This is a genomic window from Leptospiraceae bacterium (assembly GCA_016708435.1).
In the GTDB taxonomy this organism is placed as follows: Bacteria; Spirochaetota; Leptospiria; order Leptospirales; family Leptospiraceae; genus UBA2033.
This window is the reverse complement of the sequence record JADJFV010000023.1, coordinates 1-15,902: the sequence shown is the minus strand read 5'-3', so window position 1 is coordinate 15,902 and position 15,902 is coordinate 1. Positions and strand designations below refer to the sequence as shown.

The window sequence follows — 15,902 nt, the reverse complement described above, 5'->3', positions numbered from 1 at the left end:
TTCATAATTCGGAAAATCTAATGTAAAAAGTTTTCTCTCTGCATTGTAATCTTTGATTGTCAAATATCCTGTTTGAACCAAGAGAGGCGTTAGGCTTAAGTCATCTACTTCATAACTTGAAAAGTTTAAGGCATCTGTTTTAATTGGAATTTCTATGATGTCATAGTTATTTTTTAAAATTAATTTAACAAGAAACTCAGGTGTGCCTGTCTCAAACCAATGGTGTTCAAATCAACTGTCAAAATAACAATAGAGTGGAAAATGGATTGTAGACTGAGATTCCTTCTGAGAGAAACGATAGCCGTTATACCAAGAGTGAATTGTATTTAGAGTTTCATCCTCAGTTTTATTTTCTTTGATTGCCAGATCAGAAATGTAAGTTGAAAATTTTTTCAATTCTTCTTCTGTAATTCCCACCAGAGTAGAATAAGCATTATCGAGGGTAATATCAATTAGGTGATTCAAATTGCTAAACACGCCCGCCTTCGAAAACTTACTCACTCCTGTCAGAAGCAGGAATCGAATATACTCATCATTACCCTTTAATACAGTAAAAACCTTTCATCACCTGCGCATTTGAAGCGCAAGCTCTGTATCTTCTAGATGATCTATGATCGGTTTGTCGTATTCGTCAATTAGATAACAACTTTTCTGTCGCTCCTAGTTTCATGATCAGTTCTTCAAATCGTTCAAAGTATTCCTTCTTGCTTAACTGAATGGAATGCGCTTCTGCAATATAATCCAATTGATTATTAATAAATCCTATCAAAACCTTTGGCTCATTTGCTTTCTGTTTGCTGAAATCAAATCGTATGACTGGATGCTTCTTCCATTTGTATTCCGAATTGAAAATCCAAAGTCCCTGAAAGAGTTCTTTGTTTCCAAGAAAAATTTCTTCGAGTGTAGAAAGAGTAAGACTCTTTCCAAATCTGCGCGGGCGAGATAGAAAGTAAGCTCCGGCAGGATTTTTGATCATCTGATATATATTTTGTGTTTTGTCTATGTATAGATAATTTCCCTCTATGAGTTTTCGGAAAGTTTGAATTCCTATCGGAAGCGGTTTCATAGTTACACTATTGCATTGGATTTTTGGGAGTCAAGGAAATCTAGAAAAAGAAAGTTCTGAGTTTGTTCCCCAGGGCGTGGCTTCACCCACGCCCTTGGGCAAATACGAATAATCCCTCATTCAAAATTCTCAAATGTCCAAACTACGGTCCGGAGACACAGCGCACAGAATGGGTGCCACTCTTACGGCTCTCAGACGAGATACCAGCGATGAATTCGACTGTCCACGCATCGGCTGCAGATCTCTGGGTAGAACTCCAATAAAAATTGGCAACTGTATTCGAAATAAAGTATTAATGGAAGGACTTGGAGCCCTCCACAAGTTAGATCATCAGTTGGCATTGTTGTTGTAGTGTTGCATTCAATTGTAATTTTAATTCATTTTTAGGAACACGCCAGTTGGTCTTACCATTAGTCCCTGCACCTGCGTTTAAACCATTGTAAGCTGTAGACGCCCCACTTGGTGCCAGTCCCATTTAGGAGATCAGTTACTGCATCATTGCACGATTGGTCAGCTATATTACAGTATTGAACTCCAGTTGCTCCGTAAGCTGTTGCAGTGCCAGTTCCTGTGCAATCATTCGTGGATGATTTCCAAGCTTGTCCATGGCTACATTTCATCCAAGTCAGAGTCTGTGCCGTGTAGGTTTGTCCACCCCAAGTTTTAGCAGTGACTGCCAATTGAATAGTTCCATTATTATTGTCAGTAAAGACCCCCCAATTGCGAGTTATTGGAACGCTACATGCTAAAGTTACAGTTGTCACATTCGCAGTTGCGGTTCCTGTGCCACTTGCCACCGAGCAGGTCAAACCAGTTGGTTGGGTTTTCACCGTTACAGCATAGGCTGTTCCTGTTGCTATCGCTGTGCTAAATGTGAAGCTAGTCGCACCACTTGCTTACTGTTAAATCGTTACCCTGTTGTTTTGCAATACCAAGCCCGTTGCTGTGAGTCCGGTGATCGTTCCACCGATTGTAGGTTACTGCAGCACAGGTACACTCGGAGTTGTCACATTCGCGGTTGCCGTCCCTGTTCCACTTGAAACCGTGAGGTTAATCCAGTTGGTTGTGTTTTCACGGTTACCGCATAGGTGTCCTGTTGCTATCGCTAAGCTAAATGTGAAGCTAGTCGCACCACTTGCTACTGTTAAATTGTTACCTGCGTTGTTTTGCAATACCAAGCCTGTTGCTGTGGAGTCCGTAATCGTTCCACCGATTGTATAGGTTGGCTGCTGTTCTATCGCCGTTGCCACTGTTCCACTTCCTCTAGAGGCAAGTGCTGCCGCCGCGAATAGAGGAGTTTATCATCCTTTTTCTCCTGACAATTTACAAATGTCAAAGTCGCAGCTAGTGTGATTACCGTAAGACATTCCATCCATAGACTAAGGTCTTTTTTATTGGTTTTGTTTTCCATGTATTTTTCCTTCCCTTGTTTATACTCTTACATTCCACCCACTTTCTATGCAAATTTCAAAAGGGAATTGGAGAGAGAAAAAGTTTTTTCAGGTAAATAGTCCAAAATTTTAGGAAAAGTCCTAAACTTTTAGAAATGGAAGATTGGATGAGCGTTGGAAATAAATTGCAAATCGTAACTACATAGCAAAAAAGATTGCCACAAAAATAAACAAAGGAAAATCCTAAAGCTCTCTGTGCGCTCTGTGGTTTAAACATCTTTTTTCACTTTACAATTTGGAATAAGTGGAATGAGATAGAGAAACGATGATTGCGAATTTAGACAACGAAGTATTTTTCAAGAAAGCTTTTACGGACACGTTCGTATTGAAGCATTTTGTAAAAGATGTTTTGGAAATGGACTTGGAATTTGACAAAGTAGAAACCGAAAAATCATTCGATCCGAGGATTGGCAATATTGATTTTAAATACGATATCTTCGCTGAGTCCACAGATAAGCGGGTAATCATCGAAATCCAGAAAGTGGATTACGATTACAATTTCGACCGATTCTTACATTATTTTTTAATGGCAATCGCAGAATTACAACGCAGTTCTAAAAACTACGGCATTGAAAAAACTGTATACGCAGTTATATTTATCACAGCGCCATACAAGATAAACCAAAAGACAGGAATTCCCATCAAAGATGAACTTTTGATTTCCAACTTGAATCCAAAGAATATCAAGGGAGATGAGTTAAACATCTACGGTCATAGTCTTGTATTTTTAAATCCAAATTACAAAAACGCTGAAATCCCAGCGCGTATTCGAGATTGGTTGGATTTAGTTTATGAGTCCATGCATCATCCCGAAAAGCCAAGCATCAACTCGAACAATGACGGAATCAAACGAGCCTCCGAAATATTAGACTTTGAGCATATATCCCCTTCTGAATGGGAACAAAGCAAAATCCGCGAAGGCAGAAAGATGGTGCAGATGATGGCAAAAGAAGAAGGTGTTGAAGAAGGAAAAATTATCGGTAGAGAAGAAGGCAAGCAGGAAGAAAAAGAACGTTCTGAAAAAGAGAAAGAAGATGCAATCAGAAAAGCAATTTCTAAACGAAAACTCACCGTAGAAGAAATCGCAGAGGTCTTTGGTGTATCTGTGGAATTTGTGAAGCATTTTCCCAAGGGCGTGGATTAACCCACGCCCTTGGGAAAATACGAATAATCCCCCATTCAAAAGTAATCTAAAATCCATAGTTACAAAAAAGGCACTTCCTAGCTAATGAGTGACCAGAAAATGCCTTTAAAGTTTATTTTAAAAATAATACTGAAATTAGTAAAACAAGACTCGGTTGTTTCCTGAATCAGCTATATATACACGACCAGTAGAATCTATCGCAAATCCAAAGGGAGCCCATAGTGAATCAGCAGATATTCCCCCATTATTTGCTATCCCAGAATTAAAACTTCCGGCTTGTCCATAGACTCTAGTCGAAGTTGTGCTACCCGACGGAAAAAACAACACACGATGATTGGAGGGATCAGAAGTACATACAAACCCCCACTAGAGTCTGTCCCGAGTGCGAGTGAACCACCTGTATTACCAAAGGTGGTTGGAGGGCTCACAACCGCCGTTGTAAAACTACCATTTTGTCCATAGACTCTAGTTGCAGTTGTACTGCCTGATGGATAGAACAAGACACGAAAGTTATAGGTATCAGCTATATACAAATCACCGGTAGCATCCAAGGCGACCCCAGATGCTTGATTTAAAGAATCCGCAGATATTCCCCCATTATTTGCTATCCCAGAATTAAAACTTCCACCCTGTCCATAGACCCTAGTCGCAGTTGTACTACCAGAGGTATAATACAATACACGACTGCCCGAAACAATGTAAACACCACCACTAGAATCAACTGCTACACTACTAGGAATATTTAATGTGTCAGCGGTTACCGAAGAAGCTGAAGCTGTTGTAAAACTCCCACTTTGTCCATAGACTCGAGTAGAGGTTGTACTACCAGAAGCATAATACAATACTCGATTGTTGGATCTATCAGCTATATACAAACCTCCACTAGAATCTACTGCAAGCCCTCTTGGAGAATTCAAGGAATTGGCAGATATTCCCCCATTATTTAATGTGTTTGAAGTAAAACTTCCTCCTTGTCCATAGACTCTTGTTGCAGTTGTGCTACCAGATGGATAATACAATACACGGTGGTTTTCCCAATCACATACGTACAAGCCTCCACTAGAGTCTATTGCAAGCCCCCACGCTCCATTAAGAGAAACGGGGGATACGCCTCCGTTATTAATTGTGTTCGAAGTAAAGCTTCCACCCTGACCATAGACTCTAGTCGCAGTTGTACCATTTGAACTTCCTGAGCCACCTCCAATAGAAACTAGGTCAGAGCAGCTAATCGCGATATTTGTTACATCACTCGAAATGAGTTCGTATCTATTTGTAACTGTACAATTCTGCCCTGAAGGTTGGGTTGTAACATACACAGTGTACCCTGTTCCCTGCATGTATTTCTTTGTAAACTGAAAACTCCCATTTGCAGTAATAGTGAGACTTTCGCCTTGATTGCTTTGTATTACAACTGTTCCCGAAAGACCAGATACTGTTCCACCCAAAAAATAGAAAGCAGGAAATACGTAGAACTCATAACATCGCTATTCAAATATCCGGTCTTTGTGGCAATGGCTTTGACAGTTCCAGTGCTTGGATTTGCAACTGGAAATGGACCAACGTATTTGGTAGAAGATGTGGTTGGAACAGAACCATCCAAAGTATAATAAATAGTTACATTTTTTAAGTTTTCATTCGCTTTGATTGTTAAGTTTGTTGTGTCCGTTAAAAAACTTCTTTCTAAATAGGGCTCTGGAACCTTAAAATCAAAAACTAAAGAACTAACCTTGGATGAGTATGTACCTAGACAAGAAATCGCTTTCATTGTAGTCGGTTCTGTAATTTGAGGTCCCGGTTTTGTGGATAGGCGGGAGGATCCAACGGCAGGAATTCTATATGATACGCAAAAAGCCTTACAAAAATCAGCAGTTCCCGTACACTTCTGAATACAATCCGGTGCAGGTTCTGTCACAGGTCCGGCACAACTGGGAGTTGTTCCATCTTTTGTATAGTATATTACGATTGGAAAGTTTGCTACGTTATCATATCCTGTTTTAAATTTTGTCAAATAACTATCAGGTGGAAGCAGTGAATCGGGAGGGGATACATAAGAAGAATCTAACCCATTTCCATACCCCTTGAAGATCGTTGGTTGTCCTAACTCTCCTGGATTTGGATTTACAGTGATTGATTGCCCTGTATCTTTATTGGTTGCGCTTTTTATATTGGAGGTCATACCTCCAATTGTGTTGTCCGCAATAAAAGCTATATCTTGCTTACTAACTCCTCCTCCACTAGCCGTGCATAACCAGTAATTCATTATATCTGTGGGGTTATTTGTACTTGCCGACTGTCCTTCCCTGACAGAAATATCTCCATCAGTAACTACCCTGACAATGGTTGAAATGGTAGCTCCTATCACGCCAAATATCAAACCAAAGCCTCTTGTAGACTTTTGCACCCTAATCTGGTCTTTCTCATCATCTGGTAAATAAAATTGTGTATCCAAAATATGGCTTCCAGAAGTGGTTGGTATCGTTTTCGTAACTACTGGTTGACCCGAAACTGCTCTTGCAAAATCACCCAAGATAGTCTTGTTTAAAATATAAGAAGTAGCACTCGGATTATCTGTTAATACAATGTTTTTTATCTGTTTTCCACCTTTATCAAAAAACTCTACATCCATTTCTACATTCACAGCCCTATAGCCCATACCATTTACTAAGACTAATGATAATAACCCCAAAGAGCTTTTTTTATTATCCTTTTCTGGCTTTGATAATTGGTTATCTAATAACAAACAATTGGCAGTCCCAATTGTAAGTATCAATATTACGAAAAATTTAACTAAAATTGGTAAGATAAATTTCTTAACTTTCATTCTTTTTTCCCCTCTACAGAAACAGGTGCTTCTTGCGGCTTTTGTATTTTATCTGCATCACAGTTTTCGATGACGATTGTTTTAGTTGTTATGCTTGTGGACAATCCACCGAGTATAGAGATAACAAAATCAACTACACCCACTTTCTCCTTGAATCGAAAGGTTTTGCCTTCCAATAATTCTTCTGGCTTAGAGTTTAGAAATGGAATAGGAACCGTTCCATACAATATAGTCCAATGCCTTTTCTCAATTGCCTGGCATTCTCTTTCTCCGCTTACAAGAACTCTATCAGTCCCTGCACTTGTATTTTGGATTTCTAAAACAGTGCATTGATTGATTACAATCATTACAATGATTCCCATTAGGAACCTAGGCAGTATTAATTGCCGAATTTCCTTTCCTTTTATTAATATTCCCATTTCTTTCTCCGTCCCTTTTTTAGACTCTTACATTCCCACTACCTGCACCTTCTATGCAACCGATTTCAAATGGAAATTTGAGAGAAAAAAAGTTTTTTCATGGAAATTGCCCAAAAGTTTAGGGAAAGTCCTAAACTTTTAGAAAGGAAGATTGGATGAGCGTTGGAAATAAATTGTAAATCTCAAAATAGAGCTTTGCGAATACTAAAAGACTACGAGGTATTCTACTCGCAGTTTAGAAAGCCTTTGGTTACGGTGAAGCCGGCAAACACTACGCAAGCTTTGGTAAAGCTAGAGAATTCGCCGGATTAAATAAGTATAAATTTTCTTTGTTATTAGGAGAAAATAAAATTCCACGACACTATGAAGAACCCGACTTAGCAGACGACATAGAATATGCCAGAAATAATAAGTAATACATCTCCAATATTAGCACTTTCTAATATTGATCGATTATATTTGTTAAAGAAACAATTTGGTAAGATACTGATTCCGCGCGCAGTAGAAGAAGAGTTGATGTTAAAAGAAGGATTTGCTGGAGCAGATGAATTTTTCTGTAACCGGAACAATTGGAATTCTACTCAGAGCATTCGAGTTTGTTATAGTGTGTTGTTTATTGAATCTTTCGGATTTTGTGGAATTTGTAAAACAATTTTCTGTGTATTTGCCCAAGGAAATGGATTAACCCACGCCCTTGGGCAAATACGAATAAGCCTCACCCCAATATTGTAGCAGTTGTTAGACAGCCTCAATTGGAACATACTGTTATTTAAATGGATTCTTGTAACTTGGAAAAGAATTCCTTATATTTCATATCCGTTCCCAGTATATGCTTGGTTAGCCATCCATAAAGAAAACGTATTAACTCCAAGGAAAATGAGGCTTTTTTCTGTGTAAACCTTGTATAAAAATCATTTACTTGCTCTGTTAACATGGCATGTTCTTGTCTATGTGCTTCATATCCTGGATAATTATAACGTGTCATATATTTTTCCTCATGCGCAAAATGGGATTTAGTATAATGCATTATTTTTACTAAAATTTCTTCCATTATTGTTTGGCTAGAGCCAATTTTTATCGCATCGTTTAATTCGTTCAAATATTTGATTAGAAATTTATGCTCATTATCGAATTGCATTACTCCCACACTCAAAAGTTTTTCATCCCATATAATTGTTTCCATGTATTTTTCCTTCCCTTGTTTATACTCTTACATTCCCACCCGCGACCTGCACTTTCTATGCAACAAATTTCAAAAGCGAATTGGAGAGAGAAAAAGTTTTTCAGGTAAATAGTCCAAAAGTTTAGGAAAAGTCCTAAACTTTCAATTCAATTTAGAATTTATTTCGTTGTTCATTTTAAGAAAGATTTGCGACAATGACTTATGACAGAAAAAATATTTCGAATCATCGTAGCAGACGACCATTCTGTAGTTACAGAGGGAATTCGTGTTATCTTAAAAAGCGATATTAGATTTAAGATATGCGGAATCTTCGCCAATGCTGATTCTGTTTTAAAATTTCTAGAACAAGAAGAGATAGATATCATTGTGCTTGATATTGACATGCCCGGAGCAAATAAATTTAGTTTATTAAAAGCGATTAAAGAGAATTATCCCCTAGTTAAAGTTGTGATATTTACCATGCATGAAGGAATGAATTATTTTTTTGATGCAAGAAAAAACGGAGCCGATTCGTATGCGCTCAAATCAGAATCCATAACATTTCTACCGAGTATTTTGATGCAGACATTAAAAGGAATCTTTTATTGCTCTGATGCAGTAAAGGTTCATCTTTCCAAAGATGCAAAGAAGAAATCATTAACACCAATCGAAAACGAAATTTTTGATTTTCTATCACAAGGATTTCGTTACAATGAAATTGCAGAAAAAATAAATAAATCCGAGAAAACAATAGAATACTATATTTATAAACTCAGAAAAAAATACAACGTCCAAAGCAATGCTGAATTAATATTACAACTCAAAGAAATGTATTCTAAATAATTCCCATATTAGTCAGAAAAGGCAGCCGAATTTTGCAAATCGTGCCTACTCCTTCCATGCTTTCAATATGGAGTTTGCCATTATGCGCTTCTACAACATACTTACAAATAAAAAGCCCCATACCACTTCCCTGCTCTCCAGAAGTTCCTAAACTACTTTTAACGCCTTCTGGATCAAATAGATTTTTTAAATTATCCGCAGACATCCCTACTCCATAATCTTTTATGAAAAGTATATAGTCTTTATCCTCTTGAATGAAATCGATTTTGATAATGCCTTTATTATGACTAAACTTAATTGCATTCGTGACTAGATTTCGAATTACTTGTGAAAAAAGTTCCGGATCAATTTGAATTGTATCCGATTCGGGTATTCCGCACTGAAAGGAGATATTCTTTATTAACCCCTGTGGACTTAATTCATCTAAAATAGAATCTATGAATGCACGTAGTAGAACGCAAATCATGCGAAACAATGGATACAAACTTATCTTTTATTTTATTCGCACTCTCAGCAATTTCTTTTTGGGTTTTATATTCAATTGTCCGTTGAATGACTGTGTCTTCTAGCCCCAAGTTTAGTTCGGTTAGATTTTGCGTAAGTTTTTCTACCTCATTAAATGCCTTAGAAAATCGCATAGATAAAATAACCGACTGTGCAAAAATAAATCCTAACAAAGCCTGTGGAACTACGAATTGTGTATGGATTACTTCCGCCGAATGCAATATATCATTTACGCATCCAAGTATAAGAATGAGAGAACCGAAAAGAATAATCCAAGTTCCCTCTCTTTTATGAATGATACCAAAAAGAATAACGTAAAAGAAATAGATAAAACAAAGAATTGTAAAACCATGAAAGTAAAAAACTGTATGCGTATAAAACGAACTGCCAGTAAAAATAACTACCAAGGAAAATGGAATGGTAACTGACCAGATAATCTTTATTACCCTCTTTTTAAACTCTTCGGGGAAAAGTAAATGCAACATATGAGCAAAAAAAGGAACACCAAAATAATAACAGAGATATTCAATTTTACTGAGTATAAAAAGGGGATCATCCCGATAGAGATAACTTAAATACCTTTCACCAGAACTCAAAAGATTTATGATAATTACAAAGCAGAATAAGCTGAAAAATAAGGGAGACTTGTCCTTTCTTCTAAAGAAGAAGATTGTCAGGTGATACACAGCCATAATAAGAATGCTTCCGCATAAGAAAAAAGTTAAGTATAATTTTTTTTCTCTAATCTGGCGGATACTACTATCTTGCCCCAAAAAAAGAGAATACCAAAGTCCACCGTCGCGATAATGAAAATTGGAAACATGAAATAGTATTTCTATCTCTTTCTCAGGTTGAATACTTTCGCTAATCAAAGGAAGCATTTGAGGGGAACTAGTTTCTTTTGTCTTGCCAATCCTTCCATTGGTAGAAATTTTCTTTCCGTTCGCATACATCACATAAGCCGTTCCATTCTCTGATACCTTGAATGCTAATGGTATATTTAATCCTTCTGGTAAAAGCATTCTAATACGATAGGTGCCATACCCTTCTCCCTTTTTTATTACATCATTCCAAAATCCTGGAATTGGAAGAAATATAGGATGATTTTCCTTTCGTGTATCTATACTACCGGGCTCAATAAATTCGTAAGGATAGAATTCCCAATCTCCGTCTAGGGAGACAACTTCTTTTTGAAAATCCCAACTCCTAAGATCAATGACGCCTTTTACTACTTGAGGTTTAAAGATGCCATTATCCGCACAGGAATAGAAAAAAATGGAAAAGAATACAAAGGTGAGGATAATTGACAGTTTTTGGTTCATAGCTCAAACTACAATGTATGTTAACTCATAATCATTCATTGCATCTGTAACCATCTAATTATGCTCAGAAGAAAATCACAATTCTATTTACTTTTTCTTTTTCTTAGGATTCGTTTTGTCGTTTTCTATCGTGTCGATTTTGTTATTCAACGACTCAATGAGAGTCTTGGTTTTATCCAAATCGTCTGTGTTTCCGGTAATTTGAAAAATCTTTCTATTCATTTCAAGCATGGCAACGGATTTCTTTAAATCACCTGTATCATTGGTAGAAAGGTCAAATTTCGTTCTATATTCCTGAGCGGTATAGTTGGCTAGCTCAATGATTAGATTGTAATGCTCTTTTCGGACATAGAAATACGGATTGTCTAAATCGTTTTCTCTTTCGAAAGCTCTGAAGTCAAAGAAGTTCTTTGTGAGAACCGCTAGTTTGAAGTATATCTCAGGCCAGCTCCATCTCCATTTACTTTTCTGCCCATAAGCATCTACGAGTGTATTAATTGTCTTACGAAAGCTTTTTAAGAAATGTAGGCGTTGTAAGGGATTGATTTCGCCTATGTTATCTAGTAATTCTCTGTTTTCGTCGAGTCCATTTTCGTGATCCGCACCAACCACTTTTTCCATTGCCGATAACACACTGTAGATTTCTTTTCTGGCAGTATTGAGATAATCTTCTGCTTTTAGATTTCTAGTTAAAAGAGAAACCTCATTGATCCCGATACAAGTATTGATGAGTTTAATGGAATTTAAAACAAGAGCTAATTGGTAATAAGGATCCATAGCCTTATTCGTATTCTTTTTCATTTGAAACTTATAGATGCTCACATCTTTTTTGAGCTCTTCAATATAAGCTTTAAACTCTTTTAGATTTTCAATATAAGCTGCAGTTTGTTCTTTTGACAGTGCCATATGTGGATACTAATCAGAATATCGTCTTAGTTGGATGATTATTATAGATTTATTCGAGCAAGACTTCAGAAAAAGAATTTATTTTTTCAAAAAGTCTGAGGCTGGAGTCAAAGCCAACCTCAGAAAATAAGGGAGATAAAACCGAAGGCTGTGTTTAGTTGACTTTGCTAAAGGTTTTTACTTCTAATCCTTCGCAATTGAAAAACTCACGAGTAATTTTTAAAACAGCCTCTAAATCCAGCTTCTTTGAAGAAAAGATTTCTATATTGGAAGAGGATTTTTCAGAAGAAAAACTACCTGCAATGCAAGACTTATCTACCAATTGAAAAATGGAATAGGACTTTCCGGATTCCTTCTCTGCAATATGGAATTTACCAGGCGCATGAGCGCTAATGGCATCGCTTAATAGCTTGGCATAACTTTTAACTGTGCTAGCATCAGGAACAAATCGATTGCTTCCTTCAATGGCAATACTTGTATGCTGGTCCCAGCTTCCCTGGTGATAGACAACTTCCTTTAGATTGATAATATCGTTTACTGTAAACATAATGAATACCTCTTGCGTATAATTTTTATTTCTGAATTAGAGACAGGACAATTTAACAATAGTCCTTAGATGAAAATTGGCTTTTCAGCTACAACCGGGTGGAGGTATCGAATAGAGTTTGTAATTTAAGTAAGAAAAATGATTGGAAGTAGTATTGCTATTCTTAAAATAATGATGAAGTGGATTGAAATACGGAATGGTGAAAGTTAGAAATTGTAAATAATTTCGATTCTCTTCTGTTTGATTAAATCGATAGTCTTCCTCACTATAAATAAAGGAAGATAAATTGTATTCGGTAGCATAGGCTTGAGAACGAAATGTCTGGAATGCATTGGAAGATTTAGTCGGTTTCTGAAATGCCTTCGCTTGCGAAAAAGGAACAATAGAAAGGCTTAGGACAAAAGACGCAATAAACCAAGAGACAATTAGGCTTTTGACTGACTTTGCGAAAAATGCTTTCATATAGAAATCTTTTCAAGACTTTATCCAATATATCGAATTTTTGTCAAGTATATTCTACCTTCGATAGGATAGTCTGTATGAAGATATCTTTTCTTTCAGTAATCTGCATTCAACTTCTCGCCAATAAGTTCCATTATTTTTCTATAAAGTGTTATTCCCCTTCTCAAAAGCAGAGTATCCAATTTAAATTCAGAATTTAGTTTTGAGAATGGGTGCAGCAAAAATGGACTTTCGTCTCCTTCATAAAAAGGTGTTTTTAACTAAACGGGGGAAATTTTTCTTTTTCAGAAATCATGTAGGTTGATTCCATCCAGACCATTAGGAGAGTTTTGCCTGTTTCTTTTTGGTTTTAAATTTGGATTTTCTTTTGCATCCAGAATATTTTTTAATATTCCTGGTTTATTTGTAGGCATAGCAGTGAGTAGCGGAGTGTTCTCATCTACGATTTTATTCACATTTTTTTTATTGATAGTTCACCTAATGATAGCTTCACTTCAGTTGCAATTGCTTCAAAAAAATCTATTGTCTGAGAAAAAATTGTTAGATTAGAATAAAAAAGTAAAATAAATAGAAATAGTTTTTTTGACATCATTCCTTTCATCTCTTCATTATAAATAATTGTAGATACCTACAAGTAATTTTTTAAAAGTAATATTAAAATTTTAGTTTAGATTTCATAGATAAATTATATTGAAAGGGGCAAATTATCATTACCTTCGTTCCTTTTCCCTTTTGGCTTTCAATTACAATCTTAAAGTTAAGTTTTTCAATATACTCTTTAGATATAATTAAGCCTAAACCAGTTCCTGTTTCTCCATTCGTTCCCGGCATATTGAAATGTTCTTCTATTTTAAAGAGTTTTTTGATTTCTAGGTCTGTCATTCCTATGCCAGAGTCTTCTATTTCTATTTGGATTGTACTGTTTACTTCTTTTGCACTTAATAGAATTTGACTTTGTCTATAAGAATACTTAATTGAGTTCATAAGTATATTATTCATTACTGCCATTAGTGCATCTTTATCAGTAAATAAGTTTATTGATTCTTTACATTCAGTAATAAGGGTTATTTCTTTATTCTGTAACTTTTTTGATAGAGAATAAATGATTTCCTCAATTAAAAAACTTAAGTTTATATATTCCTTTCTTATTTTGATTTTATTGGTTTGAATCTTTCCCCATTCGAATAAATTTTTTAATAAGTCAAATGCTTTTAAGGAGCTAATATGAATTAACTCTGAGTATTCTTTAATTTCATCCATTTGCGGAGGCTCGACATTGACAGAGTCTTTTAATAATTCAGAAATTCCAAGTAAACCAGAAAATGGACCGCGTAAGTTATGGGAAACTATGGAGAAAAATTTATCTTTAGTTGCATTCAAATCTTGTAATTCTTTTTCTGAGGCCTTAATAAGTTCTAAAGTTTCAATTAATTTATTTTCAGCTATTTTTTTATCTATGATTTCTGTGATTCTTTGTAATTCAGAAATTATTTTAATATGTAAACCAGACCAAGGAATAGATTTTCCTTTTACAGTTTCTAGCCATTTGTCAAATGACCTTCTCGGAGAAATTTGATTATTCGAGATAGTAAATGCTTCTTCTTTATTTCCACCCCAGATTATAGTTTTAATTACGTCTCCTCTAAACCAGATTATCCTATCATTTTTGTTTGCAGATAGAGGAATCGACAATATACCATTTGCTTTATCTGGATTTGTAAATTTATCAGGAAAAGATTTTTGTAAATCATTTGTGAAGAAAAATTTACCGGCAAATTCAGTTGATAATATAAATATAATTTTTTCTAAAATTGCTTTCTCCGGTATTATTCCAATGCTTAAACTTTTATTATTAAACTGTAAGTATAGTCCATCTGATTCGAATTCTTTCATTAATAGATGTATATGTTTTTCGAAAACATTGATTATGTTATCTAGAGAGACTGAATTTAATTTTGAATTAGGTTTGTAAATAATTCCTGGATTTTTATTTCTTCTAAGGATTCTCTGTGTTTGTTTAATAAATCAATTTGTCTAAAAACTGACTTAGAAAAAATCGATAAATAATTTCGGATAAATGTAGAAGGAACTAATTTCTCTAATGAGTGACAGATAAATAAACCCCATAATTTTTTCTCGGCCGTCAATGAAATTGACATCGATGTAACAATGCCCATGTTACGTAAATATTCAAGGTGGTGACTGTGAGGTGCTCTTAGTATGGATGCACTTCATATCAAAATTATAGTTTTGATATTCGTCGGATTTTGTTAAATTAATTTGTTTTTCTTGTCTGGAGTGGATAAGGCGTATTGAATTCTTTAAGTAAATTTCTCTAGCTGGCGCAGGAATATCTGTAGCAGGAAAATGGAAGCCTAGAAGTGATGTTAGTTTATGATTTCGTGACTCCGCAATAGCTTCCCCAGTAAAATCCTCATTGAATTTATATAATAAAACTCTATCAAACTTAGTTTTCGTTCTAATTTCTTCTACTGCAAAATCATATAGTTTCTGTGCCATATTTATTTTGCTTAGTTCATTGAATTCTGTCAATAAATCATTGAATATATCAAGCGCATAATTAGGATTATCTCTTTCAATCTCACAAAAATAAACTTTCGCTTTTTCGAAAAGTTGCGAACATTAGCTGCTCTTGAAATAAAAAACTGAATTTTAAAATTCTTCTTGATTTTTATTAAAAGCACTTTGAAATTCTTTCTTTATACTGACTAAAATTTTCAAATATTTCAACGGGCTTTCTTCTTAAAACTTCATTTGACTTAATTTTAAGTATTCGTAAGAATTTTCTCCGCATGCGATTATTTTATTATCATCAAAAGATAAAAAAATTATTAAACCAAAATCCTGTAATTCATTTATTAAATGTATTGGTTCTGTCTCACAGGAGATTGAATTCTTTTCCATAAACTTTATTCTATAATGGGTAGTTCTATTTCTAGGTTCACCTTAACAGTGTCACCGCTCCTTGCAGTAAAATCTTTTATGTTCGATATTCTAACATCTCCATTGTGTTTTTTTATTACTGCTTTAACGAGAGATAATCCAATTCCAAGATTTAAAGTGTTATATGCATCATCTACAAATTTTGAAATTCTATAAAATGGTTCGAATACAAGATTTGAGTATTCATCTGGAATACCTAAAATTTCGATTTCGGGTGAGGGCTTATTAAGAAGAGAAAATGAAAAAAAAATCCGCCTTCATATTACAAAGGATAAATATTTGCGAGCTCTT

Annotated in this window: 22 protein-coding genes and 1 pseudogene; 4 read left to right on the top strand and 19 right to left on the bottom strand. The window is 35.3% G+C overall.

Features of this window, described 5'->3' with window-relative positions; genetic code table 11:
- Positions 1–231: 231 nt before the first annotated feature.
- The 4 genes from IPH52_18650 to IPH52_18635 form a co-directional block, all read right to left on the bottom strand.
- Positions 232–525, bottom strand: a complete 294-nt coding sequence (locus tag IPH52_18650) for an AAA family ATPase (protein MBK7057029.1) — start codon at positions 523–525, stop codon at positions 232–234.
- Between the two features lie 106 nt (positions 526–631).
- On the bottom strand, positions 632–1,066 hold the full coding sequence (locus IPH52_18645) for an AAA family ATPase (protein MBK7057028.1): 435 nt from the start codon (positions 1,064–1,066) through the stop codon (positions 632–634).
- 410 nt (positions 1,067–1,476) lie between these two features.
- Positions 1,477–1,896, bottom strand: a complete 420-nt coding sequence (locus tag IPH52_18640) for a hypothetical protein (protein ID MBK7057027.1) — start codon at positions 1,894–1,896, stop codon at positions 1,477–1,479.
- A 147-nt stretch (positions 1,897–2,043) separates the two neighbouring features.
- Positions 2,044–2,316, bottom strand: a complete 273-nt coding sequence (locus IPH52_18635) for a hypothetical protein (GenBank protein ID MBK7057026.1) — start codon at positions 2,314–2,316, stop codon at positions 2,044–2,046.
- 466 nt (positions 2,317–2,782) lie between these two features.
- Here IPH52_18635 and IPH52_18630 point away from each other — a divergent pair, with 466 nt between their 5' ends.
- Positions 2,783–3,661 carry a PD-(D/E)XK nuclease family transposase gene (locus IPH52_18630; protein ID MBK7057025.1) on the top strand — a complete coding sequence of 293 codons (879 nt, stop codon included), beginning with the start codon at positions 2,783–2,785 and terminating at the stop codon, positions 3,659–3,661.
- A 135-nt stretch (positions 3,662–3,796) separates the two neighbouring features.
- On the opposite strand, the gene IPH52_18625 is transcribed toward IPH52_18630, so the two are convergent.
- Genes IPH52_18625 through IPH52_18610 form a run of 4 tightly spaced genes read right to left on the bottom strand, consistent with a single transcriptional unit; the run spans position 3,797 to position 6,901 of the window.
- Positions 3,797–3,985 carry a hypothetical protein gene (locus tag IPH52_18625; GenBank protein ID MBK7057024.1) on the bottom strand — a complete coding sequence of 63 codons (189 nt, stop codon included), beginning with the start codon at positions 3,983–3,985 and terminating at the stop codon, positions 3,797–3,799.
- Positions 3,913–5,106, bottom strand: coding sequence for an NHL repeat-containing protein (locus tag IPH52_18620; protein ID MBK7057023.1), 1,194 nt, complete (start codon positions 5,104–5,106; stop codon positions 3,913–3,915). The genes IPH52_18625 and IPH52_18620 overlap by 73 nt, the downstream gene beginning before the upstream one ends.
- Entirely contained in the window at positions 5,067–6,482 is a 1,416-nt protein-coding gene (locus tag IPH52_18615) for a chitobiase/beta-hexosaminidase C-terminal domain-containing protein (GenBank protein ID MBK7057022.1), read from the bottom strand. Before IPH52_18615 ends, IPH52_18620 begins: the two co-directional genes overlap by 40 nt.
- The gene (locus IPH52_18610) at positions 6,479–6,901 is read right to left on the bottom strand and encodes a hypothetical protein (protein ID MBK7057021.1); all 423 of its coding nucleotides are present in this window, start codon (positions 6,899–6,901) and stop codon (positions 6,479–6,481) included. Before IPH52_18610 ends, IPH52_18615 begins: the two co-directional genes overlap by 4 nt.
- A gap of 266 nt (positions 6,902–7,167) precedes the next feature.
- Between IPH52_18610 and IPH52_18605 the strand changes: the two are divergent.
- Together IPH52_18605 and IPH52_18600 are read left to right on the top strand one after the other, a co-directional pair.
- Positions 7,168–7,317: pseudogene (locus IPH52_18605) on the top strand (UPF0175 family protein).
- Positions 7,298–7,633 (top strand): hypothetical protein, encoded by a 336-nt coding sequence (locus IPH52_18600; protein ID MBK7057020.1) that lies wholly within the window; start codon positions 7,298–7,300, stop codon positions 7,631–7,633. The pseudogene IPH52_18605 and the gene IPH52_18600 overlap by 20 nt, the downstream one beginning before the upstream one ends.
- A gap of 37 nt (positions 7,634–7,670) precedes the next feature.
- On the opposite strand, the gene IPH52_18595 is transcribed toward IPH52_18600, so the two are convergent.
- The gene (locus IPH52_18595) at positions 7,671–8,084 is read right to left on the bottom strand and encodes a hemerythrin family protein (protein MBK7057019.1); all 414 of its coding nucleotides are present in this window, start codon (positions 8,082–8,084) and stop codon (positions 7,671–7,673) included.
- 201 nt (positions 8,085–8,285) lie between these two features.
- Here IPH52_18595 and IPH52_18590 point away from each other — a divergent pair, with 201 nt between their 5' ends.
- Positions 8,286–8,906 (top strand): response regulator transcription factor, encoded by a 621-nt coding sequence (locus IPH52_18590; protein ID MBK7057018.1) that lies wholly within the window; start codon positions 8,286–8,288, stop codon positions 8,904–8,906.
- Here IPH52_18590 and IPH52_18585 read toward each other — a convergent pair.
- From IPH52_18585 to IPH52_18540, 10 genes are all read right to left on the bottom strand, one after another.
- Complete coding sequence (locus IPH52_18585; GenBank protein ID MBK7057017.1) at positions 8,899–9,372, bottom strand: HAMP domain-containing histidine kinase; 474 nt, start codon at positions 9,370–9,372, stop codon at positions 8,899–8,901. The two genes, IPH52_18590 and IPH52_18585, sit on opposite strands and share 8 nt — an antisense overlap.
- Positions 9,326–10,732 (bottom strand): 7TM-DISM domain-containing protein, encoded by a 1,407-nt coding sequence (locus IPH52_18580; protein ID MBK7057016.1) that lies wholly within the window; start codon positions 10,730–10,732, stop codon positions 9,326–9,328. The genes IPH52_18585 and IPH52_18580 overlap by 47 nt, the downstream gene beginning before the upstream one ends.
- Before the next feature lie 87 nt (positions 10,733–10,819).
- Positions 10,820–11,638 (bottom strand): hypothetical protein, encoded by an 819-nt coding sequence (locus IPH52_18575; GenBank protein MBK7057015.1) that lies wholly within the window; start codon positions 11,636–11,638, stop codon positions 10,820–10,822.
- Positions 11,639–11,792: 154 nt separating this feature from the next.
- On the bottom strand, positions 11,793–12,185 hold the full coding sequence (locus tag IPH52_18570) for a hypothetical protein (GenBank protein ID MBK7057014.1): 393 nt from the start codon (positions 12,183–12,185) through the stop codon (positions 11,793–11,795).
- An 84-nt stretch (positions 12,186–12,269) separates the two neighbouring features.
- Positions 12,270–12,647 carry a hypothetical protein gene (locus IPH52_18565; GenBank protein MBK7057013.1) on the bottom strand — a complete coding sequence of 126 codons (378 nt, stop codon included), beginning with the start codon at positions 12,645–12,647 and terminating at the stop codon, positions 12,270–12,272.
- 284 nt (positions 12,648–12,931) lie between these two features.
- A complete protein-coding gene (locus tag IPH52_18560; protein ID MBK7057012.1) occupies positions 12,932–13,102 on the bottom strand; it encodes a hypothetical protein in 171 nt (56 codons plus the stop codon).
- Between the two features lie 199 nt (positions 13,103–13,301).
- Entirely contained in the window at positions 13,302–14,540 is a 1,239-nt protein-coding gene (locus tag IPH52_18555; GenBank protein MBK7057011.1) for a hypothetical protein, read from the bottom strand.
- Positions 14,541–14,596: 56 nt separating this feature from the next.
- Positions 14,597–14,824, bottom strand: a complete 228-nt coding sequence (locus IPH52_18550; GenBank protein MBK7057010.1) for a hypothetical protein — start codon at positions 14,822–14,824, stop codon at positions 14,597–14,599.
- A 13-nt stretch (positions 14,825–14,837) separates the two neighbouring features.
- Positions 14,838–15,167: a hypothetical protein gene (locus tag IPH52_18545; GenBank protein MBK7057009.1), complete on the bottom strand. Its 330-nt coding sequence runs from the start codon at positions 15,165–15,167 to the stop codon at positions 14,838–14,840.
- Positions 15,168–15,577: 410 nt separating this feature from the next.
- Positions 15,578–15,862, bottom strand: a complete 285-nt coding sequence (locus IPH52_18540; GenBank protein ID MBK7057008.1) for an ATP-binding protein — start codon at positions 15,860–15,862, stop codon at positions 15,578–15,580.
- Positions 15,863–15,902 lie beyond the last annotated feature (40 nt).